This is a genomic window from Undibacterium sp. YM2 (genome assembly GCF_009937975.1).
Lineage (GTDB): Bacteria > Pseudomonadota > Gammaproteobacteria > Burkholderiales > Burkholderiaceae_D > Undibacterium.
This window is the reverse complement of record NZ_AP018441.1, coordinates 559,640-584,219: the sequence shown is the minus strand read 5'-3', so window position 1 is coordinate 584,219 and position 24,580 is coordinate 559,640. Positions and strand designations below refer to the sequence as shown.

The following is a 24,580-nucleotide window of genomic DNA, read 5'->3' as shown; positions in this document are numbered from 1 at the left end:
TCTTAAAAATACGATTGCTGTTATTCAAAGACGGTGCGCACGGAGCCCCTACCAGGCTACTCAACTCAACAAAACCACACTCAAAGCCAGCATCACCATGACCCACACCAGGCTGCTGCGGCCGGTGATCAGGCTCAGGGAAACCAATGCGATGCCAAATGTCAGCGGATATAGGCTGTGCAGGCTGGCAGAGAATATGGCGCACAAGAAAACCTGAAAGACCCGGCCCAGCGTGCCATAGAGGCGCTTGCTGAGTTTGTTTTTTTCTGTCGCGGTATATTGGTTTGCTGCGCTGGCTGCCTGGCTGCCATTATTGCCTGCACTATCAAATTGCCCGGCTTTGGGCGCTGCCGCAGCTTTCTTTTCTTCCTTCGCAGCTTGTTTTACAGCCTTCTTCTCTTCCGCCACTTGCTGTGCAGTTTGCTCCAGCACGGGTGCAGCGGCTTCCTGTACTTGCCACCAGTCGTGGCCGTTCGCTCTTTGCGGTGTCTTGCCGCTGGCGACTTGTTGCCGTAATGTTGGCCTTGCCGAACGTACTGCTGACTGCGGGGTTGCTGACTGCTCTGCATATTGCGCACGTAATGCCTTGATGCGTTGCAGCCATGGTTTGCCTTTTGCCGGGTTGACCATGCAGACATAGCGGGCATAGCCTTCCAATGCCCCCAACACATCGGTATTGCCATTCCAATGGTAACCAGCCGGACCATTTTTTTCTACCTGGTGCAGGGTCGCGCGGAAGCGGTGCAGGGTCTTGGCATCTATCGTCGGGCTATGGTTGACGACGATGCCAGTGACCTCCTGCTTTTGGCTATGGCGCATGATGTGCTGCTTGTCGGGATGCAGGGTAAAACCTTCATCTGCGATGATCTGTTTGACGCGCCACAGGAGTTTGCCGACAGGTGGACGTTCTTTTTGCTTGCTCGAAAACGTCAGGTCGTCGGCATAACGGGTATATACAAAACCCAGCTTGGTCGCTGCGGCGTGCAAGCGTTTGTCAAGCGTGTGGCATAAGATATTCGTGATCATGGGGCTGGATGGCGCGCCCTGTGGCAGGCTGCGCTTTTTGCCAGCGACAAAATATTTTTGCTTGTCTACCCGCATTTCTTCTGTTGCCTGCTCGGTACACAGCAAACCCAGCAGGGTAGCAATCTGGTCGCCATACCCCAGGGATTTGAACACACCTTTGACGCGTGGATATTCTATGCTGGGGAAGAAGTCTTTCAAATCAAGGTTGATGACTACGGCCTGCCCCACGTGCGGCAAGGCATTGCTGAGTATGGAATGTTGCGGCAAAAAACCATGGGCAGCAGGATGGCAAGGTACTTTGGCGAGGATGTGATCGAGCACCCAATACTGGCAACGCTTGAGGCGCGGCATGGGGGCAGAAATAAAACGCTGGCCACCAGTCTTTTTGGGAATAGCGAAACGCTGGTAGTGACTGACCTGACTGACTTTGCGCTGGAAACTCATGAAACGTAATTCGGCCAACGGTATGCCTATCGCCGTTGCCAGGTCCATGGATTTTTGCAACGCTGGCAATTGATAACGCGCCAGCTTGTCGGTATTGGTGCTGGTGTAGTTCAGGCCTGTAGAGACGCCCTCGCCCAGATAGCCTATGTCGTTCTGGCGCTTTTCTTGCCAGGCCAGTGCCCTGGCGTGGCGCAATTGCGCATGTTTTTGTTTGGTCAGTTCGCGTTTTTCTTTTGCTGCAGCCATGCGCTGCTTGCGCATATCGCGCAGGGCTGCCTTGGGGTCTTGGACACGGCGTAACTGGGCCGTCAAGTCATTTAATTCTTTACTGAGTGCAGCTTCGCGTGTGATGAGTTCGTCAGTCACCGATGGCTTGCCACTATCGGCAGGCCAGAAGCCGAGACGGCGCATCTCTTGCAGGACCACGGCATCTTTGGTGGTCGTGCGCAGGTGGGCATACAATTCATCGCGTGTCATCTGTGACAGGGGTTTGTCAGATACGTTTTGTGCAGATGCTTGCTGTTGTTGTGTCATGACGCTGGTCTCTGTTTTCTTTTGACGCACTGATATCAACAAATATCAAAAAGTGACAAAAGAATTCACGTTTTCCAAATAAATCAAAAACGGTGAGCCAGACAAAAGAAGAGAAAGCGGCAGGAAGCTCATCGAAGAGCCTTCAGACTGAGAGGCTCCACTCGACGCCGGAAGGACATACCGGCGTGATGGGGTTCACGGAATCCACATCGTCATCACGCCGGTATGTCCTTCCGGCACAGTGAAGAGAAACTCAGTGATGCATAGCTAAGCAAAAAACATGGATGGCGATACACCATCCGGATTGCAAGAGCCTTCCTGCCTGCACTTATTCTAATGTCCTGCTCACCTCCTGTAAATAACTACGATGTAAAAACTTGTAATGCTCACTTCGAATTCGCGACCTGCCTGATCGCCAGCATGTGTTCACAAGGTCCACGGAACATGCGGTTGCGCACGTAGTAATCGCAACTGCAATTGCCTTCGACCAGTCTGTCATCGTTGTCCAGCCTGATCATGGTCTTGCTGAGTTTTTTAGTATTGGTAATGCTGGCGCTGACGCTGGCTTTCCATTCAATACCACCACCAGCCAGGTTTGCCGACTGCAAATCAAGCAAGAGGTTTTTATGCACGAGTTGTGCGGCCAGCGCTTCACGTTCACTGGCAAAGCGCAGGCTGGCGACGTTGATGGGTTCGCGCACCAGGTCGCGCCAGCGGGCTACCTGATCCACCGCGTCATACACGACGCGGCCTGCCTGCATGAGACCGGTCAGGGCAGATGCCACCAGCTTGCTGTCGAGCTGCAATTGCTGCGCCAGGCTGGCGGTGCTGGCTGACCATTGCGAAGACAAGGCATTCGCCACAGCTTGCGCTGTGGTGTCATCGACATCCAGGCGCGGTGCCAGCAAATCAAATTGCCCGGCACGTGACCAGTCATTGGCTGTCCAGCCTGATAATCCGAGTGTGTAATCCATATCAGGCAGATGGGCGATCCAGAAGCTGGGCAAACCTGTGCCCATGAGCATGACAGTAAACTTGTCGGCAACAGCAATCAACCTCTCCAGCGTCAGCAAGCGGCGGCGGCCCCAGATCCTGACTTCTGCTGCCTCTTTGCCAGTGAAGACCGAACGCTGGCACACGAGCTTGATGCCCCAGGGTTCAAACAGCATGGTGATAGGCTGGCCTGGCTCAAGGATGAAACGTATCGAGCGTGGTCCTACCCGCTCAGTCTTGCGGCGCAGGATGTGGCAGATGCTATGCACATCCATGGGGTGCAAATCGAGCTTGTGGGCAGGCATGGACATGGCGGTGCTGACTTGCAAAAAGCCGCGCATCCAGCTGTCTGGCAAGTCTATCTTGGCTTCATGGTATTGCTCGTCATGACCGGTTTGCACCTGGAAGCCATCGGCCTGGATTTCAAAACGGGTTTCTTTATAGGCACGTATCTTTTGGAACTCTTCATACAGCGCAGATGAATAATCAATATTCGTAGTGCCGCAGGCAAATTCACCCAGATGTTTGAATACACTGTGGCGGCAACTCAGGCTGGCATACGTCGATTCATCACGGCTGAAGCATTCAAAGAACACCTTGTCGGGATGCACGGTGATAACAGGGTCCAGCACTATCCACATGTCGCGGTTTTCTTTGTACAGGTAATCAAAGTATTCGCGCTGCGCCTTGTAGAAAGGCTGCATGAGGCTATATTTTTGATTCTGCACCTTGGCGAGTTCTGCACGGAGCGGCGTGATTTTTTCGCGCAGCTCTTTTTCTTGCGCCATGAAATCTGCCAGCAGGCTGGCCTCATTTTCTGCCAGCCAGGCGAAGTAAGCGGTCCTGTCCTTGGGCTGGGTGCGCAGGTCGGATACCACCACATCATGCATGGCACTGATCGCTTCACGGTAAGCCAGCGCTAGCGTGGGTTGCAGGGTGGCGGCAAAATATGTGGGCGTGCGCAAAGTATCGGGCGCGAACTGCATGCTGGTGGCAGTGGCGCTGTCATTCACCTGGCTATTGCCAAAATAGCGGTATTCAAACTTCATACAGACTCCGCAGAAATAGTGGCTATATCTTGATGCAGGCGTGGAGCAACGAGCTGCATGGGCCAGTCGGCTGATTCAGCCAGTGCCGGATACGCGGCCTGCAATTGCGTCAGGCCCAGAATGTATTGCGCCTTGTCCTGTATCGCTACGGTCAATACCTGACGCGTGAAAATCTGTGCGACAAATTGCGCATGCGCTTCAGACAGCAAACCCTGATCCTGCAGGAAACGGATCACACGGTTCTTGACCGTGCGCGCCTTGTTCACATGTGACAGCACACTGAGAAAATAAGGGCGCAGTTGCTGAAGATGATGAAGTGCTGCCTGCATATCATCATATGCCTGCACACTTTGCTCCAGCCACTGGCTGACAAATAATTGCATGTTGGCCGATGGATGCTGTGCCAGGCTCAATACATATTCGGCGGCGTCTTCCATCCTGAAATGGCGCGTGATCAATTGCCTGCCCAGCCTTTGTATGGCAGCTTGCTGATGGTCGCACAAGGCCAGCAACTGACTCAATGACCATTCGTCAGCACTGATATTACGGGAAAAATAATCTGCCGCAAAAGAGCGGGTTTCTGGCCAGCGGGTATCGAGTATGCGCAGTGCATCGCTGAGCTTGGCGCGTATTTCAGGCACATGCTGGTTGAAGTAATGCTGGGCACGCAGCCGCACTTGCAAGACGGCGTGCTTGCCCAGCAAGGCCCATTGCAGGACGCTGAGGCTGGCAGCCAATGTGCCGCTCGCCTGTATCAACAGCATGGCACCCAATTCTTGCGCCCCCTTGCTGCGTGCCTGCAACAAACGCCATTGCATATCCACAGGCTGGGCCAGTGTTGCCGCCAGCAAAGGGCCGCTGCACCAGTTAATGATGTCGGCATGCACACTTTCTTCACCATCTGCATTATCACTGCGGAAGATGACGTCAATAAAGTGTGCCAGCAGCTTTTCAGCAAAAACGACATCAGTAGCGAGCTGGGTAATCACAGGCGTCATGGCAGCCCGCACACGTGCATCCAGTGCTGTTGCGAGGGTAGCGACAAGGTCAGGCTGCTGGCGCAATACGTCGGCGGGCAAGGCCGCAAACAAACGGCTGCCCAGGCTTTGCCTGCCGGGATCAGCGTCCTGCAATAAATCACGTAGTGTCAGCGGCGAAACATGGGCGATGCCAGCCGGGTGGGCCAGCAAGATATCGGTCGCCAGCGCCTGTTGCAAGAAGTTCGTTGACTGCAGCAGATCACACCAGACAGCAATATCCTGGTCTGGCAATTGCGCGACTTGTTGTGCCAGCACATGCTGGATCAGCCATTGCAAGTCATCCCGCAAAGTGTCGATCTTGTTTGCCGCCATGGTAGTCTGCCTTGCCCAGATGGACAGGCGGCTCAAGATTAGCTGCCGTGTCGCAGCAGTTGTAGCATGCACCAGCAAACGGCAAGTTTCGCGCACGCTTTGCGACGGGCTGGTGATCATCGCCACGATCAGGCCGGCGTCTTGCGCATACAGCTCTGGCGTCTTGCGGATAAAACTCAGTGCAAATTCAGCAGCAGGCTGATAATCCGTTGCCAGCAAAATCATCAGCCAGTTAAGGTCTGGCGTTTGCTGTGCAAAGCGTTGCTTGACGATGGTAAAAGCAAATTCTTTGGTCGGCAGATAGGCGCTTTGCAGCAAGCCCTGCAACTGCTCCACACTCAATTGCTGGCAGTAAGCCTGGTTATCGACCAGGGCACGGGCGGCAAATACATGCACGCCGTGGCACTGGCTATGCTGCATCAGATAGAGCAATTTTTCTGGTGCGGCATCCCATAGTTTGGGGAAAGCTTCCTGCCGTTTCGTGCGCGGCGGATAATCGAGATTATCTGTCGTTGCGGGTATCCACCATTTGAGTGCGGTGCGGCTAGTCCTGACTTCACTGTCATGCTGGTGCACGAGCTGGTTGAATACCATCCAGCTGGCATAGGGTGAAAGAAAGCGCAGTTCTGTCGTGTAAGAACGGCTTTGGTAATTCCAGTTAACCAGTCTTTGTATATGTGCCTTGTCAGCATGGGCATCATCGCAGGCCAGCAATACTCCTGTTGCCATGCTGGTGAAATCAGCACTTTCCAGCTCGCCAAGGCGGCGCAATGTGCGCCAGGTACGGCGGCGCAGGTAATCACGGGTCAGGCTGGAATAGGCAACACGGGTTTGAGGCTTTTTGACTTCATCGGCATAGCTGACGTAGCGTCTTTCCAGATATACATAGCTGGTATTGGAACTGAGCAAAAACAAAGGCCAGGCTTTTTCAAAGCGCTGGTGCAGGATGCCGAACAGTTCGGCATCGGCGCGGAATTCTGCCGTTTTGTACAAATGGCGGAAGGCGCGGAACACCAGCAGATTCACCGGCAGGTTGCGCAACTGCTGCAACAGCAAAGGCCGCGCCAGTGAAGAAATGCCTGCCTGGTCTATCATGTCCATTTGCTCCAGCCAGTCATCATGACGCCAAGCACCCCATGACTTGGCAGACAGCAAGGCCAGCAGGACTTCATCCATGCCTTTTTGCAAGTCCCCTGCCTGCTGCGCCTTTTGCCAGGCCGCAAGCAGCTCTATTGGCCATTGCGTGATCATATCCTGGGCAAATTGCTGCGCTTCTTCTGGCGTCGCCAATGCCATCCAGGCTTGCCGCGCCATGTGTTTGACATGTGCGTCTTTGGAACGCTGGCTCAGCTCACGCATGGCCTGTTTGGCGCCAGCATCACCGCAACGCCCTATGGCATAGGCGATGCAGTAATCGAGCATGGCATCGGCGCTGCCCAATAGTTCTACCAGGCGTGGCACGGCGGCAGGCAAACGGCGTTCGCCTATGCGCCAGACTGTGCGGGTACGCTCTGCCCTTGACAGGCCAGACCATGCACGTGGCGGCAGGCGGTCAAGCAGGATCTTTTCCTGGCCCGATACCGAGGCTGGCTTGCTGATTTTTTGCACCAGGGTTTGCGACGAGTGGCCCCATTGCATGGCATCAGCCTTGACCTGGTCCTGTGCTGCTGGAATAGCTGGAATAGCTGAAATAGCTGGAGGTGTAGATGTATCTACGAAACCCTGTTCGCGCTTGCTGGCCAAGACCTGGGCATACAAGACTTCTGCCTGACTCAATGTGACAGGGAAAGGCGTTCTGGTGCTTTCCTGCCATTCGGCGTCTGGATGGCCTTCACGCACATTGACCAAATATAAGGGCGCAGCCCCTTCGTTCTGCGGTGCCAGTGACAACTCGATTTCGCAATGCCGCTCTGTGGGCTGCATGCGTACCAGCTTCACCAATTTAATCACGCCTTGCATAAGCATGCTCCGGAAAGTGTCGCAAGCCGGAACAGTAATGTCAGTATTCCGGCATCATAAAGCGAAGCATTATGACATCGATTATTTTGTCAGCAATACATACTTACGTTTAGCTACAAAGATGATTTTCTCGCTATTACACTGTGAAATATGCATACAAAATGCACATGTTAGAATGCCTCCATCAATATCACAATAACATTTCCCTGGGGAACTTATGCACTATCGTCTGATCAGCCGTAATGAACAAAATGAAGTCGTCAAATCTACAGAAGCGGGCGATGATTTCATGGCCGCCGTCAGCCAGGGCGCGCATCTGCGTCATGAACTCAATGCTGCATATCAAGTCGATCTGATCTCGGTCACCCATGATGGTGAAGAGCACAAGTTGGCACAACTTGGCGGCTTCGCCTGAGGCCGCAGACATCCATGGCCAACCAGGATACCGTATTGATTTTGCAGGGCGGCGGCGCCCTGGGTGCCTATCAGGCGGGTGTTTATCAGCAATTGCATGAGGCAGAAACACCGCTGGACTGGATCATAGGCACCTCCATCGGTGCCATCAATAGCGCACTGATAGCCGGTAACCCGCCTGAAAAGCGTATCGCGCAGCTACGTGCCTTCTGGGATAGTCTGGCACCAGATGCAGTCAGCCGTGGCAGTTTCTGGCCGACCTTCTCACCATGGATGAATCTCACCAATAACTTCAATACACTCAATGCCATTACGCAGGGTGTCAATGGGTTTTTCAAACCGCGCTTTGGTGCAACATGGGATATCAATGCCAGGGTACCTATAGAAGAAGCCGGTTTTTACGACACATCCCCCCTCAAGGCCACGCTGGAAAAATATGTGGATTTTGATTACCTCAACGATGGCCCGATACGCGTCAGCATTTGCGCAGTGGATATCGACAGCGGCCAGGGCGTAGTGTTTGACAGCAAGCGTGGTCGTTTGGGGCCTGAACACATCATGGCCAGCGGCGCCCTGCCACCCGGTTTTGCGCCAGTCAAGATAGGTGATCGCGCCTATTGGGACGGTGGTGTGTATTCCAACACACCGCTTGATGTCTTTCTGGATGAAGAAAGAAAAGCAGATGCGCTGTGCTTCATGATTGATCTGTGGGACCCGTCAGAGACCCGTCCAGAATCGATCTCTGCGGCCATGACGCGCTATAAAAGCATACAGTACGCCAGCCGTTCGGCAGAGCAGTTGCTGATCTACCAGCGCATACAAGACCTGCAGCGCGCCATACGCACACTGACTGAACATCTGCCAGCATCAGAACGTAAAAAAGAAGAGTTGAAGCCGCTGATGGAAATGGGCTGCGACCATACCATCAACGTCGTCCACCTGATCATGAAGGCACTGCCGGACGACAATTATTTCAAGGATGTCGATTTCAGCATGGCGACCATGGAAGCCCGCTGGGCCGCCGGTATCCACGACTGCAAACGCGCCTTGCGCCACAAGTCGTGGCAAAAACCTTTACCACCCCATGCGGGGCTGGTGATTCATGAGTTGCCGCAGGAAGAGTAAGCAAGCTGTTTTAAATGATTTACCCTGGCATATTGCCCACAACAGTTTCTTAATTTGTCGCCAACCAAACAAAGGAGTCAAGCATGTCTGCAAGCAATCGCACTACCTGGGATTTTCTGGCGGATACCTACTGGTATGTCACTTACCCTGACCTGCCTGCATTGCAGTTTTCAGCCAGCGACAATGTCTTGAGCTGGACGGGTGACCAGACTGTCTGGCATATCTCTGGCTATAAGAATGGTTATTTTTGGGGCGTATCGTCTGCCCTGATGTTTGATCCAGAATCCAGCGGCAGGACGCAATCACCGCAACAGCGCAGCATGGTGGGTACAGTGACAGCGAATGGCCAGGTGCAAATCAGCTTTATTGGCAGCAAGCGCTTTCAGGATACCGTGACCGGTTTTGGTCACATGAGCAAACTCGAAGAGCAATGGGTATTCCAGATGCAGATGGCAACCTCGTCTGATAACACGACCCTGCACTGGGCAAACATGATGCAAACCAGCAAGGGCGAGCCAAGCTGGCACAAATTGCCAGGCGTGAATTGCTCAGTAGCAGACATGCTTGAAGGAGCCAGTTACCCGCAGTTTGATAAAAGCTGACACTGCCGCCGGTTATGGCGGCATTCATGATCAAGTGCCACTGAACCTTTCTGATCCCCTGAAATCAAAGCAGGCTCATACTTTTTCCAGGGGGCCACACCATGAAGCTGTTTCCAGCCTGTTTCAGTTTGCTTGCCTGCTCTGCCATCTTCGCTGCAATCGCCAGCCTGCCCGCCACCGCAGCAGAACCACTGGACAAGGTCTTGAACATTCCCCTTAACTGGGATGAACGTGCTTCATTTTTCACGGTTGAATTACAGGTCGCCGACAAGAAGATCAAGATGATGGTCGATACCGGTTCCAGCAACCAGGTCATCACCGAAAGCACCGCCAGCCTGCTGGGCCTGGACCCTGCCAGGCTACCCGTGGTCGCCACAGGTAAAGACCATGCGGGTAACCCTGTTCCCATCAAGATGCAGCCTGTCTTGCAGGCGACCCTGGCTGGTCAGAATATAGACTTGAAAACGGTGGTCATCATCCCCGACAATCCTGATCTCGCCAAGTTAGGCGTGGCAGGCATGATTTCTCCCCAACTGGTTTTCGACAATCCCATCAAACTGGATTTCAGCCAGAAACGCTGGACAGTCAAACCCGCCAATTGCCCCTTCACTCTGGATAAGACCAGCACGGCCTATTGGTTCAAGAAAAACAAACTGTTTACCCAGATCGCGGCAGAGGGCAAAGACGCCGTCTGGGGCATGATAGACACGGGCGCAGGCAGCAGCAAGTTTGAAGCAGCCTACCTGGGTCGTCCCTTAACGGAAGACGATTGTGCAGTACGCGGTGTTGCGGGCTGCGGCAAGGGACAGAAAGACAATACCCCCACCAGGCTGGATTTTGGCGGCGCAAAATTCACCCTGCCGGAAGTCGTGCTGTTAAAGACCATCAAGCACGGCGACAAGCCGGATGAAAAAGCCCTGATAGGCATGAGCATATTGCGTTTTTGCAGCATCACGATCAACAAGCGACTCGATGAACAGATAGGGCTGGCTTGCACGACAGGGCAATAAAGCCCCTTTTTTTAAAACAAGCTGGCCCCCTGCCCACATCATGTCAACATCATCGACGCAGCACAAGCTTCAGGACTGCAGCCATTACCAGGAATTGACATGGTGCGCACGGCGCACACTATAAAATTTTACACCGTACGCTTGCGCAAGTGATGCAAGGCCAATGCCAACTGCGTGCCAACAACCGCATTGTTTTTGACCAGCGCGATATTGGTTTCCAGGCTGCGGCCTTCTGTCATTTGTTTGATGCGGTTCAGCAGGAAAGGCGTGATGGCCTTGCCAGTGATGTCCATCTCATCTGCCAGTTGCAGTGCTTTTTGCGTGATGGATTCTATTTCTTCCTTGGGCATGGCAGATTCTACCGGCACCGGATTGGCGATGACGATGCCGCCGTTTAATCCCAGTGTCCATTTGGCGTGGATGAATTCGGCCTGCTGTTCTGCAGTGTCGAGCTGGAAATCTGCCTTGTAGCCGCTGTCGGCGGTAAAGAAAGCCGGGAAGGCTGGCTGGCCTACGCTGACGACTGGCACGCCATGGGTCTCCAGATATTCCAGCGTCAGGCCGATGTCGAGTATGGATTTGGCACCGGCACAAACCACGGCAACCGAGGTGCGGGCCAGCTCTTGCAAATCAGCAGAAATATCGAAACTGGTTTCTGCGCCACGGTGTACGCCGCCTATGCCGCCGGTGACAAACACTTCTATGCCTGCCAGCGCGGCGCAGATCATGGTGGCGGCTACTGTCGTTGCACCGAGTTTGTTATTGGTCAGTGCATAAGCCAGGTCGCGGCGGCTGACTTTCATGGCGTCGGGAGAATTGCCCAGCAGCTCCAGTTCTTCGTCATTCAAGCCTATATGGATTTTGCCATTCATGATGGCGATGGTGGCTGGCACGGCGCCGCCATCGCGGATGATTTGTTCGAGTTCACGCGCAGTCTGCACATTTTGTGGATAAGGCATGCCATGTGAAATGATGGTGGATTCGAGTGCCACCACAGGCTTGGCCGCCAGGCGGGCAGCACGGACTTCGTCGGATAAGACCAGATAAGATTGCATGATGTTTCCTTTTTTAGAAATACAGGATAAGTCGCGTATTTATTGTTATTTATTAAGCTTCTTCAAAAATAGTCGGGCTGATCGTTACAGCTACCGTCGCATCGCTTTCCAGCGTCAGTTTCGCCAGCTTCAAACCATATTCACAGGCCAGGCGTAGATCGTCTGGCTGGCTACACAAAGACCAGGCTACCCCAGCAGCAAAGGCATCACCCGCACCTGTGGCATCGCGCACGCTGGTTGCTGGCGCAGGCATGTGCTGCATGCCACTGCTGCCAGTAAAAGTTACGCCTGCCACGCCCTTGGTGACGATGATGTCCTGCACGCCACGCTGCTGCAATTGTTTGCAGGCTGCTTCCAGTTCTGCCTGGCTTTGAATGCCATGTCCAACAGCGGCGGCGAGTTCGCCCTGGTTCAATAACAGCAGGCGCAAGCCATGCAAATCCTGCGGCAGCCGTGCCATCTTGGGTTCAGACACAGCAACCGCCATCAGCGGCATCGCCTGTTGATGCGCTTCTTCTAATAACAAGCCTATGCTATCTGTCGGTAAATTCAAGTCGATGATGGTGAAGGCAGCGTGGCCACGCTGGGTCTGGCGGCTATGCAGGTAACCTGGCGTCAGGGCATCGCAGCATTCCATATGGGCCAATGCCAGCACCATGTCGCCCTCATCATTGAGCAAGGCAGTATAGCTGCCGCTATGCATGCCAGCCGCTTGCAGACAGGCTTTGACATCTATGCCTACGGATTGCGCATGGTCAAGCATGCTGCGCCCGGCGGCATCGTCACCTACCGCGCACAACAAACGTGTTGGCATGCCCAGGCGTGCCAGGTTCTCGGCAATATTGCGGGCGACACCGCCAAAAGCTTCATGCTGGCTGACGGGATTGGAAGTACCCATCTGCACTGGCCCCAGGGTACGCAATTTGCGGTCTATATTCGCCCCGCCTATGCATACCACAGGACGCTGATCAGGCAAGACATAGGCCCGGCCCAGCAAACGTTTGTCACGTATCAGCGCGGCGATATGCCCAGCCACTGCAGAGCGTGACAAGCCCAACTGGTCAGCCAGTTCCTGCTGGGAGATAAAAGGCTGGGCAGCGATGAGCTGGTAGAGCTGCTCTTTTTTGGAGGGTGTTGCTGTCATGTTCTTGCCTGACGGTTTTGGACTTCTTCACATTATAGACAATTGTTTTCAACATGAGACAAATGTTTTTCAATTTAAACTTGAATGCCGGCGACGAGCTTGTATTGCGCAGAGCAGGCCGAAAATGACAATAATTAACATAATATCTAATCTTTTTTATAATTTTAAATAAAAAAATGATAACCTTTCAAATGCAGATGAAGGGTGCGAATGAGAACGGGCTTCAGCAGCCCAGCCAATACTGAAAACTATGGTAGTACCCGGATAAATCCGCATCACCAATGACACTACTGACACTACCGACACATCAAAACAAAACCAACGAGAGGGAAACCATGAACACGTCTGACCGCAAGCAGCGCAAGCCTGCCCACGCAGTGAAACTGACTACCTGCATTTCTTTACTGGCTACGGCTTGCCTGTGTCCGCTGGCACAGGCGCAAATCCTGCCGCCCGATGCCAAACCGACCTGCACTACCTCTACACCGGCCAATCCCGGTGGGCCGGCGCCAATTCCATTCGCGCAATGGTTTGAGCCAGCCGGTGTTACCAACGGTGGACTGGTCAAGGCTGCCGACAGCGTGAATTTTGCTGATGCGTCGGCCTGCAGTTTTTATCAATGGTCACACCAGATGTTTTTATGGCTGACTTCACCCACACCCAAAGGGCTCTCTGGTGGCGATCATATCTTCTCTTCTTCAGCTTTCTATGGGGTATCACCAGCCGCCAATGGAGCGCGCAACTTTATACCGCAACTGACCAGGCAGGCGATGAACTTCAGCCCTTTGCTGCGGCAACTGGGGCCGAATAATCTGCCTGTGGCCTTTGACAAGTCAGGCAAATTGTTTGAAGTCTTGCCACCCAAGCTGGCACCAAGTGGCAAGGCAACCACGATAGACAAGGCTGGCAAAACGGTAGAGATAGACCATGTTGAAGTGGGTGCGGCTGGCAAGGTCAACCTGTTGGCCAAGGGTGGCAAGCAGATAGAAACTGATCTGGTAGCCAACCTGCGCGCGCGCCTGCCCAAGAAGCAAACTGCCTTGCTGACCACAGCAAGTACCGACAGCAATATCGTGCAAAGCTTCAAGCGGGAGGCCAAGGGTGGCCTGATTTATCTGGATGCAGCTGGCAATGAAGTCGATATGACCATAGGCCAGGCAGGTGGCAGCAATGTGCTGGTCGCGCAAAACGGCTCGCTGGTGTATTACTCGATTGCCGCGAATGATTTGTTCGCCTACTTCCTGACGCAGAGAAAACCGAATGCGCCAGCAAACCTGATGTTTCCAACCACTGCGCAAGAATTGGCCGACGTGGTTGCCTATGCCAAGAAAGCGGGACTGCGTGACCTGGCAGCCCCAGAAGCGCTGGCTGTTGAAGTCAAGCTGGCATGGATAGAAACCACTGGTTTTGATGAAGCAACCAAAAAGAAATTCATCATCATCGATGCTGAAATACCAGATGTCAGCATCAACCAGCCAGCGTCGCTGAAACAGGGCGCGGTAAAGAACAAAAAAACCAAACTGGCATTGGTCGGTGTGCACGTGGTCGGCAGTGCGAAAGGTAATCCTGAGTTGATCTGGGCGACCTTTGAGCATATGGACAATACCCCAAATGCCGAATACAAATACATCGATGTGAACGGCGCAGAGAAACTGGTGCCGCAAAACACCAAAGGCAAATGGCTGTTCAGCCAGGATGGCGCAACAGGCCCTTTCAACCAGGCCCTGTACAAGGCTTCCGGCAATAGCATCACTTGCACCGACACTACCAAGCCTTGCGTAGTCAAACCGAATGACACCATACGCTGGAAACCGTGGGGCGCTGCTGCCGACCAGAATCCACGCCAGGCTGACCCTACCCATGCTGGCCCTGTCATCACCCCGCCTGAATCCAATACTGACTTGTTGTCGATCAACAATAGCGTCATTTCACAACTGGCACCAGGCGATGTACGCAAAAATTACCTGATGATAGGTTCAACCTGGACCACGGGTGGCCGCGCACCTGATTCAGACAAACCACCAGCCACTGCCATCAACCAGGTCGGTACCAGCAGGCTGGCCAACACCACGATGGAAACCGTGCATCAGGGCTCGAACATCAACTGGGCAGGCGGCACCAATTGCTTTAGATGCCACACGAGTAATACCGTGACTGTCAGTCATATCTGGAATGAGCTGAACCCCTTGCCAAAAACGCAGGTGAAGGCAAAAACCAAGTAAGCTGACCAAGCCAACAATCATTACCAAGCGTCATTACCAAGCGTCATTAGCATTCGTCATTACAAAAAAAACCGCAGACTTTACAGGTCTGCGGTTTTTCTCTTCTTTGAGCTATTTCTTGGATCCATTTCATCCCCGCCAGCCACAGCAATTGCTTTTACGGTGCAGCTAGCCAGGGTTTTGTACTTCACTTTGTATTACCGGTATCGCCAATATAGGTCAAATAAACAGCCCGGTATGTTCGTCAGCGTACGGATGGGTAGCTTTATTGCGCGCATGCTGTGTGTGCATTGCGATATCTGTGCTGGCGCTGCCTGCATGCAGGTGGATGTCAGCATCGCTACTGAAGCTAATGAAGTTCCGATATTTAATCAACCAAGGCTACCCCATGAAAATTTCCATCCTGATTTTGACACTCGCTGGCGTAATGGCGACCAGTGCCTGTGACCGTCAACCTGCGCCAGTTGTTGTGCCGGTTGCTGTTCCAGTGCCAGTGGCCGTACCCGGCCCTGCCGGTGCACCCGGAGCGACTGGCGCTACCGGTGCCACTGGCGCAACAGGCACACCTGCCTCTGTAGGAGCCACTGGCCCTGCGGGCGCCGATGGCATGCAAGGCGCAACAGGTGAAAAAGGTGCGCCAGGCTATGACGGTCAAAAAGGTAAAACGGGAGAACCTGGCAAACCAGGTGACACGATCGTCGTCCTGCCCCAGAAGTAAATCCGCCAGCAAGCATGGAATTACCTCGACAGCTTTAGCGCTGCCTTCATGCTTGCCACTTCATCTTCCTTTTTTGAAAGCTGAATCATGGTTCAACTCGTCAATCTCATTATCTATCTGGTGGTGTTCGGCCTGGTGTGGTGGCTGGTGGGCTTTCTACCCTTGCCTGCCCCAGTAGCGCAGGTAGTGCGCGTGCTGTTCATCGTCTTGTTGATCATCATCGTGCTGTCTGCTTTTGGTATCGTGCCTGGCATACACATGCCGCAGTTGCGCTGGTAGATTGCCATCTTACAGCCAGCTACTTTTACGGGCATGCGATTTCCATTGCATGCCTGCTATTCTCCCTCCCCTGTCCTCCCTCCCCTGTCCTCCCTCTCAATATATAAGCCGTAACATGCGGTAACAATAAATACGCCGCATATTCAAGCAGCTCAGCCTTGCGCTTTAAGGTGCATTGTAAAATAGTTCACTTTTTATTGCCTCAAGCAAACACGTCCAGACTTCACTTTCTGACCTGATACTCGCAGTTTGTTGGCGCGTCCAGATAACCGGATTATTTGATTGCGTACGTTTTTTTGCCTCAGCTTGTCGCTATTTTTACAGGGCTATTATGCAGGGATATGTCACCTCAATTTCACGCAGGGCAAGCAGGTTTTCCCTGTTGACCCTGACTCTGGTCTTATGCAGCCTGAGCTTGCCAGGTTTTGCGCAGCCGCAGACATCACAACAAGGCACGCTGCGTTTGCTGGCCGGTTCTGGCGATGCGCCTTCTGGCATTGCAGACGGGCCTGCATCGGTGGCGAGGTTCAATACCAATTTCTTGAAATTTGATGCCTTCATCGGTACCGCGATGAATGGCGAGGGCAAGCTGTTCGTCACCGACCCAGGCAATCACACCATACGTCAGGTAGCAGCAGATGGCGCAGTCAGTACCCTGGCAGGCAAAGCAGAACAGCCGGGCAGCACAGATGGTGCAATTACCCAGGCGCGCTTCCGTTTGCCCAGCGGCATGGTCTTTGACAAGGCAGGCAATTTATATGTCGCCGATTCAGGCAATCACAGCATACGCAAGATCAGCCCAGATGGCATGGTCAGCACAGTTGCTGGCAAGGCGGGCGCACCCGGCACCGCCGATGGCCCAGCAGCAAAAGCACGTTTCAATACGCCCACCGATGTGAAGATTGATACTGCCGGCAACCTGTATGTGGCCGACTATGAAAACCACAGCATACGCAAAATCACTCCCAACGGCATGGTCAGTACCTGGGCTGGCGTATCAGGCAAGGAAGGTAATGCAGAAGGCACAGGCAGGCAAGCCCGCTTCCTCAGACCCAAGGCACTGGTATTTGACGCAGCAGGTAATCTGATCGTCAACGATGCAGGTGAAATGATCATACGCCGCATCACGCCAGCTGGCATTGTATCGACCTTGTCGGTAGGGCCAGAAAAATTTGATAAAAACAAGAATGATCAGGAAATAGAATATGGTGAGATTGATGGCATGGTTGCCGATGCTGATGGGAGTGTTTACCTTGCGGACCGTAGCAGTGGCAAGATCCGTCGCATTAAGCCGTCTGGCGATGTTGAATCTTTCGGCCTCAAAGAGAAAGGACAGACTTTTGATAAACCCAGTGGGTTGATCTTCAGTCGCAGTGGCGAAATATTCATCTGCCAACAAGATGGCAACATCATTAAAATCAATGACAAAGGTGCCCTCATGCCGCTGTCCGGGCCGACTTATGGTAATGGAACAGTGGATGGCCCAGCACTTGAAGCACGGTTCTGGTTACCGATTGCAATCACCGCAGATGCTTCTGGCAACCTTTACCTGACAGATTACAGTCATACCATACGCAAAATCAGCAATACAGGCATGGTTAGCACCGTTTCTGGCATGGCTGACCAAACGGGTAGTGCCGATGGCACTGGCAATGAAGCCAGATTCAATACTCCGTCAGCCATACAGTTAGACAGTAAGGGAAATCTATTTGTCAGTGACCAAAAAAATCATACTATCCGTAAAATCAATACTGCCGGTGTAGTAACAACATTTGCTGGCAAGGCAGGTGAAGCTGGTGGTGTTGATGGCAGAGGAACATCCGCCCGCTTCAACCTGCCAATGGGACTGGCTATAGATAAACATGACAATCTCTATGTTGCCGACAACGGCAACACCCAGATACGCAAGATAAATCAGGATGGTGTAGTGACCACTCTGATGGGCAAGAAAGAAACCAGCTATAAGCCTCGCGATGGCGATATAAACAGTGGTCGCCTCGTCGATCCCATCGCATTAGCCATTGATGCGGGCGGAAATCTTTATGTCACAGATCGCACATTTATTCGAAAAATCACACCTGGCGGCAAGCTTACTACCATTGCTGGCAATAAAGCCCGAGGTGGATTTGTTGGGCCTCATAGTACTCAGGATATCTACGGAGTATCCTGGGGTATCGCCATGGACCATGCAGGCAATCTGCTGGTGAGCGACTACGACAACGACGTCATACGCAAGATCAGTCCCAAAGGAAAGATGAGCACGATCGCAGGCGTAGATGGCTACCGGCGAATACAGACCGGCAGTTTGCCCGGCCGCCTCTATCGCCCCATGGGTATCACCACGATGGACAGAAATAATTTCGCCATCATCAGTGGTGACAATGTGCTGATGATGACATTGCCTGGGAATCCCTGATTCCCATCCGAAAAAAAATACAGATTAAAAATATGACTGATAACATCAAAGACGGCAAAGTTGAAGCAAGCAGCGGAAATGGCAAAGTCATCCTCGACGCTAAGGGAAAGTCGGCAGAACTCCGCTACGGAGGCATCAACGCCAGCGTAGACAAGGAACAAGTGACCGTACAGGCAGGCCCTGGCACGATCAGCAGAAACCGTGAAACAGGTGTGGCTTCGGCAGAGTTAAAGACGGCGGGTGCCAGTGCAAAGATTGATACTGCGGGAAATCAGGACGCAAGTATAGGCAAAGCCCGCTACCACAAGGATGGAGAGACTGGCGAACGCACTTCTAGCATTTCCGGCAGTCGAGGCATTGTCAATGCCGGTGTAGATGTGACCGTGGATGAGCATGGACAAGCTCGCATCAACAAGGCTGAAATAGGTGCTGGCAAAATTCTGGGCAAAGGCAGCAAGTATGAAACAGGCGCAGAAACCCTGGCAAGTGCAGAACCTACTTTGACACAACGAGGTGTTATTCTCGACTACGAAGTAAAAACCAAAGCGACAGTCGCGGGCCACAATGCCACGGACGTTCTCAACAAAATGGGCGCGCATGTGAGCTTGCCAAAGGAGCTCAACCAGAAAGGAACGCTGGACCTGTCTGATGCCGACAAGCTGGCAGAAAAAACTCACCTGCCTGGTTACAAAGAGATCAAGGCAGGCAACGCGCGTACGGAAAATGCGATCAATGAAGCCAGCGGCGAAGCAAGTCAACATATAAAAACGGCAGATACAGACTCGGCCTTAAGGGTGACGCATTTCTCAACCGGAAAATCGGCGCCAAAAGCGATGGAGCATAAGGGCGCGGAGAATGTAGAAGGTGGTTTAATCGCGCTCGCTCAAAGAAAGGGTTATAGCAAAGTCAAATCCGAGGCTTATATAGACGAGCAGACCCACAAACAGCACTACAAAATCACAGGCATTGCGCCCAATACCGGCAAGCCCGAAGACATCTATATCACCACGAATGCCAAAGCCGTCAGGGGCAAACCACCAAGTCCGGTCAATATGCGAGAGAACGAGCCAGAGCAGCCTAAAGACGGGGAAAGCAAACCAGCATCCCCCATCAACATCTTGCGCGACAAATTATCGGATGCGAATCCCGGCAAGGGAGCAGGCACTACGCCTGACTCACCTCAACTTGTGGCTGCCAAACCAGCGCCGATCAATAAACAAGATAGTGGCGGATTGCTGATGGGCGACGATACCCGCTCCAGTCGTCTGGTTGCCCTGGCAGAACCAGCATTGCGCCGTCCTGTGCCGACCTGAACCTTAGCCCTTGGCTCAGCGATTGCAGACTATTTTTTGCCCCCAAATTTTTCCCGCTGCCACTCAATCAGCACCGCCACCAGAAAAAATCCCACACTCACCAGCAGCAGCTTGAGCATGATCTCCACATCAAACTGCTTGCTGCGGTAAGACGCCGCAGCAGCGATCAGGCCAGCCGCGCACAGTATGCGCATACCCTGGCGCTTATACGCCGCGCGGCATAAAGTTAAAAATTTGTTGTCTGCGTTGCTGCTCATGATGTTGTTGATGCATGTCGTGGAAATGCGATTTTAACAGTGCCAGGCAAACTGTAGCTGAAACCTGTCACGCTGGCTGAGCAGTCGCGGCGCTCAGCATCTTGTGTCCCACTCATCTGGCAATTGCTCTTCGCAAAGCTGCCCGCGCCAGCAGGCGGGTGGAGTCCAAAGTGGGCAGGTTGGAATTGTCGTCATTAACGATCAATGGCAATTCTGTGCAACCCAGTATCACCGCATCGCAGCCAGCGTCTTTGAGTCTGTCTATGATATTGAGAAATTCTCCCACACTCTCTGGCTTGATGATGCCACACACCAGTTCATCCATGATGATGCCGTTCAAACGCGCCCGGTCTTTTGCATTTGGCAAGACAAAATCCAGGCCCTTGTTGCGCAAGACGGCAGGATAAACTTCACTGCCCATGAGCCAGTCTGTTCCTGTAATACCTACCCGGCGATAGCCGCGCTGCACCGCAGTAGCGGCGACTTCTTCAGCAATGTGCAACCACGGCAAAGGCGAAGCCGCCTGCACCAGATCAAAGGCCAGGTGTATCGTATTGTCAGGACATATCAAAAAATCCGCCCCTGCCCCGGCCAGTTTGCGTGCCGAAGCCAGCATCAGATCAGCCACGCCTTGCCTGTCATCTCGCTCAAGACATTCCACGTACAAGGCCAGAGAAGGTGTATGCATGCTGACTTCCGGAAGGGCATGCGGGCCCATCAAGGCCGCCCCTTCTTCGCAGATGGTACGGTAACAAAGCGCCGCCCCTGCGGCGGAACAGCCTACTATGCCTATGTGCAGTGATTGGCAGGTTACGATTTTCATAGCTACCGGCGATACTTTCAATGAGTTGATGCGATGATTTTAGAATAAGAACTAAATTTCTTGCAATTTGGAGGCAATCAGTTGAAAAGCCTCTTTTTCCTCACCATGCGCACATCCGGTCATGCGCGCAGAGTAACTACCACCGGTCACACCATATAAGGCACCGCCAAAAGCTTTGCTCGCCTCCATAACCAAATCAGCAGCTCGCCATTGATCGACATGTTCTACACTGACCGTCACCACTATTTGAAAGAGTTGTGTTTTCAGTTCCTTGAAGACATAGGCAAAAACACCATTCTGGCAATATTCCGCCATCCCGGAATCAAAGTCCAATTGCCCAATACGACTTCCTCCTCGCTCACGCCAGACGGGTGCAGACAACGCCAATGTCCACAACGTAACTGCGGGTAATTGCAATTTATTGATTGATTGGTAGCATTCGCGCCAATGCGCCAGATATTCCATCTCTTTTTGTTTAGCCAATTCAAGACGTTCCAGCAAATCCACCTTGCTCAGGCACTCAAGCACAAAGCCCCAGTCACGCTCGTCACCCCACATATCGCTAGCGCTTATTTGCTCTTCATAAACTTCAAAGCCGAGACCAGGCAGGGCATCACCTGAGTCACCCCGTTCACCAATTTCTACGGTAAGCCAGTTACTACGACAGTGAACATAAACCGGCCTGTCATCCGTTGTTCTTGCCTCAAATAAAGTAGGCTCCGGGGCACTGACGAAACGGACATCGCGAAATCCTATTGGTTTTGGCATTTTTTTAAGTCGCAACTTCCTTATAAAAGCAGTATCAACATACATTTAAAATTTAAAATTAGGCAATTATATCTTGGAGCAAGTGCTCATTTATCTTGCTACCATTTGAGACTGCATCATGCAAATTACAAAGAAACCGGTGTCTACGCATACAACCCAATAAAAAATTTCACGCCCGTAAAGGCACGCTCTTATGTTTTAACCAGACACGGCGCATGTCGTGAGCCGAGCTAAAAAAGGGCGATGTCGGCAATTTGCTCCATGGAGCGCTTGGCTTGCGCCAGCAATGGTTGGACCTGAGACAATTGCATTTGCTGTCTATAGTCTAGCGGGCTGATGCCGACATGGTTTTTGAACAAGTACGTCAGAAAAACTTGCCAAAGCAGGGAATGCTTGCATTTTCATGCATAGGCCAAGCGAACCAAAATCCCATGCTTTATTTGACAAGCATAAAGGACAGCCCCACAATCAGCCCGCGCTGGCAAATTAGATGAAATTCTCTGGCAATAATGATATTTTTCATTGCGCGATGGTCTGATGCAATGCAACAAATTCCTACGCTGAAGATGCCAGCAAAACAGACTGAAAACAATATTCATAAAATGGTTGCCTGCCCGCCGCGATTTTGCACAAATTTTGACCAAAAAATCAGATTGCGCTTGACGTTAAACAGGCTCCATAGTTAAATACGAAATCGATTGCGCAAACGATTGCGCGACAACTTTTTACCGAGAACAAGCATCATGAAGCCACGCATCACTGTAGTCGGCAGCGTCAATATGGATCTGGTTTTTCGCACGCCGCGCATGCCGGCACTGGGCGAAACCCTGCATGGTCACGAATTTTGTCAGATTCCCGGTGGCAAAGGGGCCAACCAGGCCGTGGCTGCTGCCCGCCAGGGCGCCCAGGTCAGTTTTATCGGCGCAGTAGGCGATGATGGTTTTGGCAGTTTTTCGCATGATTGCCTGGCTGCCGAAGGTATAGACCTGAGCCACCTGGCACGGGTAGCGGGTGTTGCTACAGGCGTCGCAGGCATTCTGGTAGAAGATGGCGGTGACAATAGCATCGTCCTGGCGGCAGGCGCCAATGCAACACTGACCCCGGCCCAGGTTGAGGCAGCCACTGCCACCATCGCCGGTGCGCAATTGCTGGTTTGCCAGCTCGAAACCCCACTTCCTACTGTTACCCGCGCGATAGAAATCGCCCGCGCCCAGGGTGTTAAAGTGATTTTGAACCCGGCCCCGGCACAAGACCTGAGCGACGCCTTGCTGGCCCAGGTCGATTACCTGATCCTGAATGAAACTGAAGCTTCGCAATTGAGTGGTGTAACGGTTGTCGATCAGGCCAGCGCCAAAGCAGCCTCGGAACAAATCTTGCAACGTGGTACGGGCACAGTCTTGCTGACCATGGGTGAGCATGGTGCCCTGATCACTGAAAGCACAGGCAGCCAGTTCATCCCGGCAGTCAAGGTCGATGTGGTAGATACCACTGCTGCTGGCGACACCTTTGTCGGTGCCTTTGCGGTTGGCCTGGCAAATGGCCTGAGTGTGATCGATGCCAGCCGTGAAGCGCAATATACAGCGGCACTGACTGTCACCAAGCTGGGTGCACAGACATCCATACCGCAGCGCCAGCAAGTGCTGGACTTCATGGCGGTCAGGAAAGCTGCTTGATAAGTAAGCTGAGAGGCTAAAAAAATTAAGAGGTACGACCAGGTCGCCGCCAAAAACGGCACCAAAATTGGGCAGCGGCAGCAAATCATGCCCGGCCACCAGCTCGAACACTGTTTTTGATAAAATTTCGCCCGCGTGGCTGAAACGAAATGTCTGCACCATGTTAGGCTTGCACTGGCTTTCAAGACTGGCTTGATTTTTTATAAAGCCCAGGCTGTGGCAGCAGAAGACATGGTTTTTAATTTGGGCGCTGCATGCTCTTCGTGAGCACAACAGCACAACGACATCTGATGAAGGAAATTTCATGAAACTCAAGCAAATCTGCCTGTCCCTGGCGACCCTAATGGCTGTCGGTGGCGCGGCCAGTGCTTATGCGGCAGACCTTAAATTTGCAGTGATCTATGACGCAGGCGGCAAGTTTGACAAGTCCTTCAACCAGTCTGCATCCGAAGGTGCTGAGCGTTTCAAGAAAGAGACCAAAATCCCTTATCTGGAAGTGCAAGTCGCCAGCGACACCCAGACTGAGCAAGTCTTGCGTAACCTGGCACGCAAAAATGTGGATCTGATCGCGGCCATCGGCTTTGGCCAGGCAACTGCGGTACAAAATATTGCCAAGGAATTCCCAAAAACCAAGTTTGTGCTGATAGACGGTATTGCCACGGGCGATAACGTCAGCTCCGTCCTGTTCAAGGAACAGGAAGGTTCTTACCTGGTGGGCGTGGCAGCAGCGATTGCCAGCAAATCCAAAAAGGTAGGCTTTGTAGGCGGCATGGATATCCCGTTGATACGCAATTTTGCCTGCGGCTATGCGCAAGGTGCAAAAGCGACTGAAGCCAAGATAGAAGTGGTACAGAACATGGTCGGCACCACGACAGCAGCCTGGAATGACCCGGCCAAGGGTGGCGAGCTGGCACGCGCGCAGTTTGAACGCGGCGTTGATGTGATTTTTGCAGCAGCCGGTGGTAGTGGCATGGGTACTTTGCAAGCGGTAAAAGAAAAAGGCAAGCTCGGTATTGGTGTTGATTCCAACCAGAACTACATGCACCCGGGCAGCATGCTGACGTCCATGGTCAAGCGCGTGGATCAGGCCATCTATGACAGTTTCATGCAGTTGAAAAATGGTAACTGGAAAAGCGGTACCCAGTTCAAGGGACTGAAAGAAGGTGGCGTCGATTGGGCACTGGACAAGGATAACCGCAGCGTCGTCAGCGCTGATATGGAAAAACGTGTCAACGCGGCCAAGCAGGACATCATCAACGGCAAGGTCAAGGTGGTTGATTTCCGTGAAGGCAATAAGTGCCCGGTCTGATACCGGGTAGTCATTGACCAGATTTGTTATTTGTAGACAAGGGGCGCGAGTGTCTGAGATGGATACGATGCGCCCTGATTGATGTTTAAGACCTT

19 protein-coding genes are annotated in these 24,580 nt (G+C 52.7%); 11 read left to right on the top strand and 8 right to left on the bottom strand.

Annotated features, from left to right (window positions below; translation table 11 throughout):
- Window positions 1–60 precede the first annotated feature (60 nt).
- From UNDYM_RS02760 to UNDYM_RS02750, 3 genes are all read right to left on the bottom strand, one after another.
- Window positions 61–2,004, bottom strand: a complete 1,944-nt coding sequence (locus UNDYM_RS02760) for a reverse transcriptase family protein (RefSeq protein ID WP_162039666.1) — start codon at window positions 2,002–2,004, stop codon at window positions 61–63.
- A 386-nt stretch (window positions 2,005–2,390) separates the two neighbouring features.
- On the bottom strand, window positions 2,391–4,046 hold the full coding sequence (locus UNDYM_RS02755; RefSeq protein WP_162039665.1) for an SWIM zinc finger family protein: 1,656 nt from the start codon (window positions 4,044–4,046) through the stop codon (window positions 2,391–2,393).
- Window positions 4,043–7,357, bottom strand: a complete 3,315-nt coding sequence (locus tag UNDYM_RS02750; RefSeq protein ID WP_162039664.1) for a HEAT repeat domain-containing protein — start codon at window positions 7,355–7,357, stop codon at window positions 4,043–4,045. Before UNDYM_RS02750 ends, UNDYM_RS02755 begins: the two co-directional genes overlap by 4 nt.
- Before the next feature lie 217 nt (window positions 7,358–7,574).
- Between UNDYM_RS02750 and UNDYM_RS02745 the strand changes: the two genes are divergently transcribed.
- The 4 genes from UNDYM_RS02745 to UNDYM_RS02730 all read left to right on the top strand — a co-directional run bounded on the left by UNDYM_RS02745 (window position 7,575) and on the right by UNDYM_RS02730 (window position 10,508).
- Window positions 7,575–7,772 carry a hypothetical protein gene (locus tag UNDYM_RS02745; protein ID WP_162039663.1) on the top strand — a complete coding sequence of 66 codons (198 nt, stop codon included), beginning with the start codon at window positions 7,575–7,577 and terminating at the stop codon, window positions 7,770–7,772.
- A 14-nt stretch (window positions 7,773–7,786) separates the two neighbouring features.
- Window positions 7,787–8,896, top strand: coding sequence for a patatin-like phospholipase family protein (locus UNDYM_RS02740; protein WP_162039662.1), 1,110 nt, complete (start codon window positions 7,787–7,789; stop codon window positions 8,894–8,896).
- 83 nt (window positions 8,897–8,979) lie between these two features.
- Complete coding sequence (locus UNDYM_RS02735) at window positions 8,980–9,498, top strand: hypothetical protein (protein WP_162039661.1); 519 nt, start codon at window positions 8,980–8,982, stop codon at window positions 9,496–9,498.
- A gap of 101 nt (window positions 9,499–9,599) precedes the next feature.
- Entirely contained in the window at window positions 9,600–10,508 is a 909-nt protein-coding gene (locus UNDYM_RS02730; protein ID WP_162039660.1) for an aspartyl protease family protein, read from the top strand.
- Window positions 10,509–10,636: 128 nt separating this feature from the next.
- On the opposite strand, the gene UNDYM_RS02725 is transcribed toward UNDYM_RS02730, so the two are convergent.
- Together UNDYM_RS02725 and UNDYM_RS02720 are read right to left on the bottom strand one after the other, a co-directional pair.
- Window positions 10,637–11,563, bottom strand: a complete 927-nt coding sequence (locus UNDYM_RS02725) for a pseudouridine-5'-phosphate glycosidase (protein ID WP_162039659.1) — start codon at window positions 11,561–11,563, stop codon at window positions 10,637–10,639.
- Between the two features lie 52 nt (window positions 11,564–11,615).
- Entirely contained in the window at window positions 11,616–12,707 is a 1,092-nt protein-coding gene (locus tag UNDYM_RS02720) for a PfkB family carbohydrate kinase (RefSeq protein WP_162039658.1), read from the bottom strand.
- Between the two features lie 335 nt (window positions 12,708–13,042).
- Between UNDYM_RS02720 and UNDYM_RS02715 the strand changes: the two genes are divergently transcribed.
- The 5 genes from UNDYM_RS02715 to UNDYM_RS02695 all read left to right on the top strand — a co-directional run bounded on the left by UNDYM_RS02715 (window position 13,043) and on the right by UNDYM_RS02695 (window position 19,655).
- Window positions 13,043–14,929 carry a hypothetical protein gene (locus UNDYM_RS02715; RefSeq protein ID WP_162039657.1) on the top strand — a complete coding sequence of 629 codons (1,887 nt, stop codon included), beginning with the start codon at window positions 13,043–13,045 and terminating at the stop codon, window positions 14,927–14,929.
- A gap of 388 nt (window positions 14,930–15,317) precedes the next feature.
- Window positions 15,318–15,647 carry a collagen-like protein gene (locus UNDYM_RS02710; RefSeq protein ID WP_162039656.1) on the top strand — a complete coding sequence of 110 codons (330 nt, stop codon included), beginning with the start codon at window positions 15,318–15,320 and terminating at the stop codon, window positions 15,645–15,647.
- 87 nt (window positions 15,648–15,734) lie between these two features.
- Complete coding sequence (locus UNDYM_RS02705; RefSeq protein WP_162039655.1) at window positions 15,735–15,926, top strand: Thivi_2564 family membrane protein; 192 nt, start codon at window positions 15,735–15,737, stop codon at window positions 15,924–15,926.
- Window positions 15,927–16,257: 331 nt separating this feature from the next.
- Window positions 16,258–18,342 (top strand): hypothetical protein, encoded by a 2,085-nt coding sequence (locus UNDYM_RS02700; protein WP_162039654.1) that lies wholly within the window; start codon window positions 16,258–16,260, stop codon window positions 18,340–18,342.
- A gap of 32 nt (window positions 18,343–18,374) precedes the next feature.
- A complete protein-coding gene (locus UNDYM_RS02695) occupies window positions 18,375–19,655 on the top strand; it encodes a hypothetical protein (protein WP_162039653.1) in 1,281 nt (426 codons plus the stop codon).
- A 29-nt stretch (window positions 19,656–19,684) separates the two neighbouring features.
- On the opposite strand, the gene UNDYM_RS02690 is transcribed toward UNDYM_RS02695, so the two are convergent.
- From UNDYM_RS02690 to UNDYM_RS02680, 3 genes are all read right to left on the bottom strand, one after another.
- Window positions 19,685–19,912, bottom strand: a complete 228-nt coding sequence (locus UNDYM_RS02690; protein ID WP_162039652.1) for a hypothetical protein — start codon at window positions 19,910–19,912, stop codon at window positions 19,685–19,687.
- A 112-nt stretch (window positions 19,913–20,024) separates the two neighbouring features.
- Window positions 20,025–20,735: an aspartate/glutamate racemase family protein gene (locus tag UNDYM_RS02685; protein WP_162039651.1), complete on the bottom strand. Its 711-nt coding sequence runs from the start codon at window positions 20,733–20,735 to the stop codon at window positions 20,025–20,027.
- A gap of 51 nt (window positions 20,736–20,786) precedes the next feature.
- Complete coding sequence (locus tag UNDYM_RS02680; protein WP_162039650.1) at window positions 20,787–21,548, bottom strand: hypothetical protein; 762 nt, start codon at window positions 21,546–21,548, stop codon at window positions 20,787–20,789.
- A 698-nt stretch (window positions 21,549–22,246) separates the two neighbouring features.
- Here UNDYM_RS02680 and rbsK point away from each other — a divergent pair.
- Entirely contained in the window at window positions 22,247–23,176 is a 930-nt protein-coding gene (gene rbsK / locus UNDYM_RS02675; RefSeq protein WP_162039649.1) for a ribokinase, read from the top strand.
- Between the two features lie 304 nt (window positions 23,177–23,480).
- Window positions 23,481–24,485, top strand: coding sequence for a BMP family protein (locus UNDYM_RS02670; protein ID WP_162039648.1), 1,005 nt, complete (start codon window positions 23,481–23,483; stop codon window positions 24,483–24,485).
- Window positions 24,486–24,580 lie beyond the last annotated feature (95 nt).

What these genes read in the sequence shown, in the direction of transcription:
- UNDYM_RS02760 (WP_162039666.1), bottom strand. Translation starts at nt 2,004, where the DNA reads ATGACACAACAACAGCAAGCATCTGCACAAAACGTATCTGACAAACCC.
- UNDYM_RS02755 (WP_162039665.1), bottom strand. Translation starts at nt 4,046, where the DNA reads ATGAAGTTTGAATACCGCTATTTTGGCAATAGCCAGGTGAATGACAGC.
- UNDYM_RS02750 (WP_162039664.1), bottom strand. Translation starts at nt 7,357, where the DNA reads ATGCAAGGCGTGATTAAATTGGTGAAGCTGGTACGCATGCAGCCCACA.
- UNDYM_RS02745 (WP_162039663.1), top strand. Translation starts at nt 7,575, where the DNA reads ATGCACTATCGTCTGATCAGCCGTAATGAACAAAATGAAGTCGTCAAA.
- UNDYM_RS02740 (WP_162039662.1), top strand. Translation starts at nt 7,787, where the DNA reads ATGGCCAACCAGGATACCGTATTGATTTTGCAGGGCGGCGGCGCCCTG.
- UNDYM_RS02735 (WP_162039661.1), top strand. Translation starts at nt 8,980, where the DNA reads ATGTCTGCAAGCAATCGCACTACCTGGGATTTTCTGGCGGATACCTAC.
- UNDYM_RS02730 (WP_162039660.1), top strand. Translation starts at nt 9,600, where the DNA reads ATGAAGCTGTTTCCAGCCTGTTTCAGTTTGCTTGCCTGCTCTGCCATC.
- UNDYM_RS02725 (WP_162039659.1), bottom strand. Translation starts at nt 11,563, where the DNA reads ATGCAATCTTATCTGGTCTTATCCGACGAAGTCCGTGCTGCCCGCCTG.
- UNDYM_RS02720 (WP_162039658.1), bottom strand. Translation starts at nt 12,707, where the DNA reads ATGACAGCAACACCCTCCAAAAAAGAGCAGCTCTACCAGCTCATCGCT.
- UNDYM_RS02715 (WP_162039657.1), top strand. Translation starts at nt 13,043, where the DNA reads ATGAACACGTCTGACCGCAAGCAGCGCAAGCCTGCCCACGCAGTGAAA.
- UNDYM_RS02710 (WP_162039656.1), top strand. Translation starts at nt 15,318, where the DNA reads ATGAAAATTTCCATCCTGATTTTGACACTCGCTGGCGTAATGGCGACC.
- UNDYM_RS02705 (WP_162039655.1), top strand. Translation starts at nt 15,735, where the DNA reads ATGGTTCAACTCGTCAATCTCATTATCTATCTGGTGGTGTTCGGCCTG.
- UNDYM_RS02700 (WP_162039654.1), top strand. Translation starts at nt 16,258, where the DNA reads ATGCAGGGATATGTCACCTCAATTTCACGCAGGGCAAGCAGGTTTTCC.
- UNDYM_RS02695 (WP_162039653.1), top strand. Translation starts at nt 18,375, where the DNA reads ATGACTGATAACATCAAAGACGGCAAAGTTGAAGCAAGCAGCGGAAAT.
- UNDYM_RS02690 (WP_162039652.1), bottom strand. Translation starts at nt 19,912, where the DNA reads ATGAGCAGCAACGCAGACAACAAATTTTTAACTTTATGCCGCGCGGCG.
- UNDYM_RS02685 (WP_162039651.1), bottom strand. Translation starts at nt 20,735, where the DNA reads ATGAAAATCGTAACCTGCCAATCACTGCACATAGGCATAGTAGGCTGT.
- UNDYM_RS02680 (WP_162039650.1), bottom strand. Translation starts at nt 21,548, where the DNA reads ATGTATGTTGATACTGCTTTTATAAGGAAGTTGCGACTTAAAAAAATG.
- rbsK (WP_162039649.1), top strand. Translation starts at nt 22,247, where the DNA reads ATGAAGCCACGCATCACTGTAGTCGGCAGCGTCAATATGGATCTGGTT.
- UNDYM_RS02670 (WP_162039648.1), top strand. Translation starts at nt 23,481, where the DNA reads ATGAAACTCAAGCAAATCTGCCTGTCCCTGGCGACCCTAATGGCTGTC.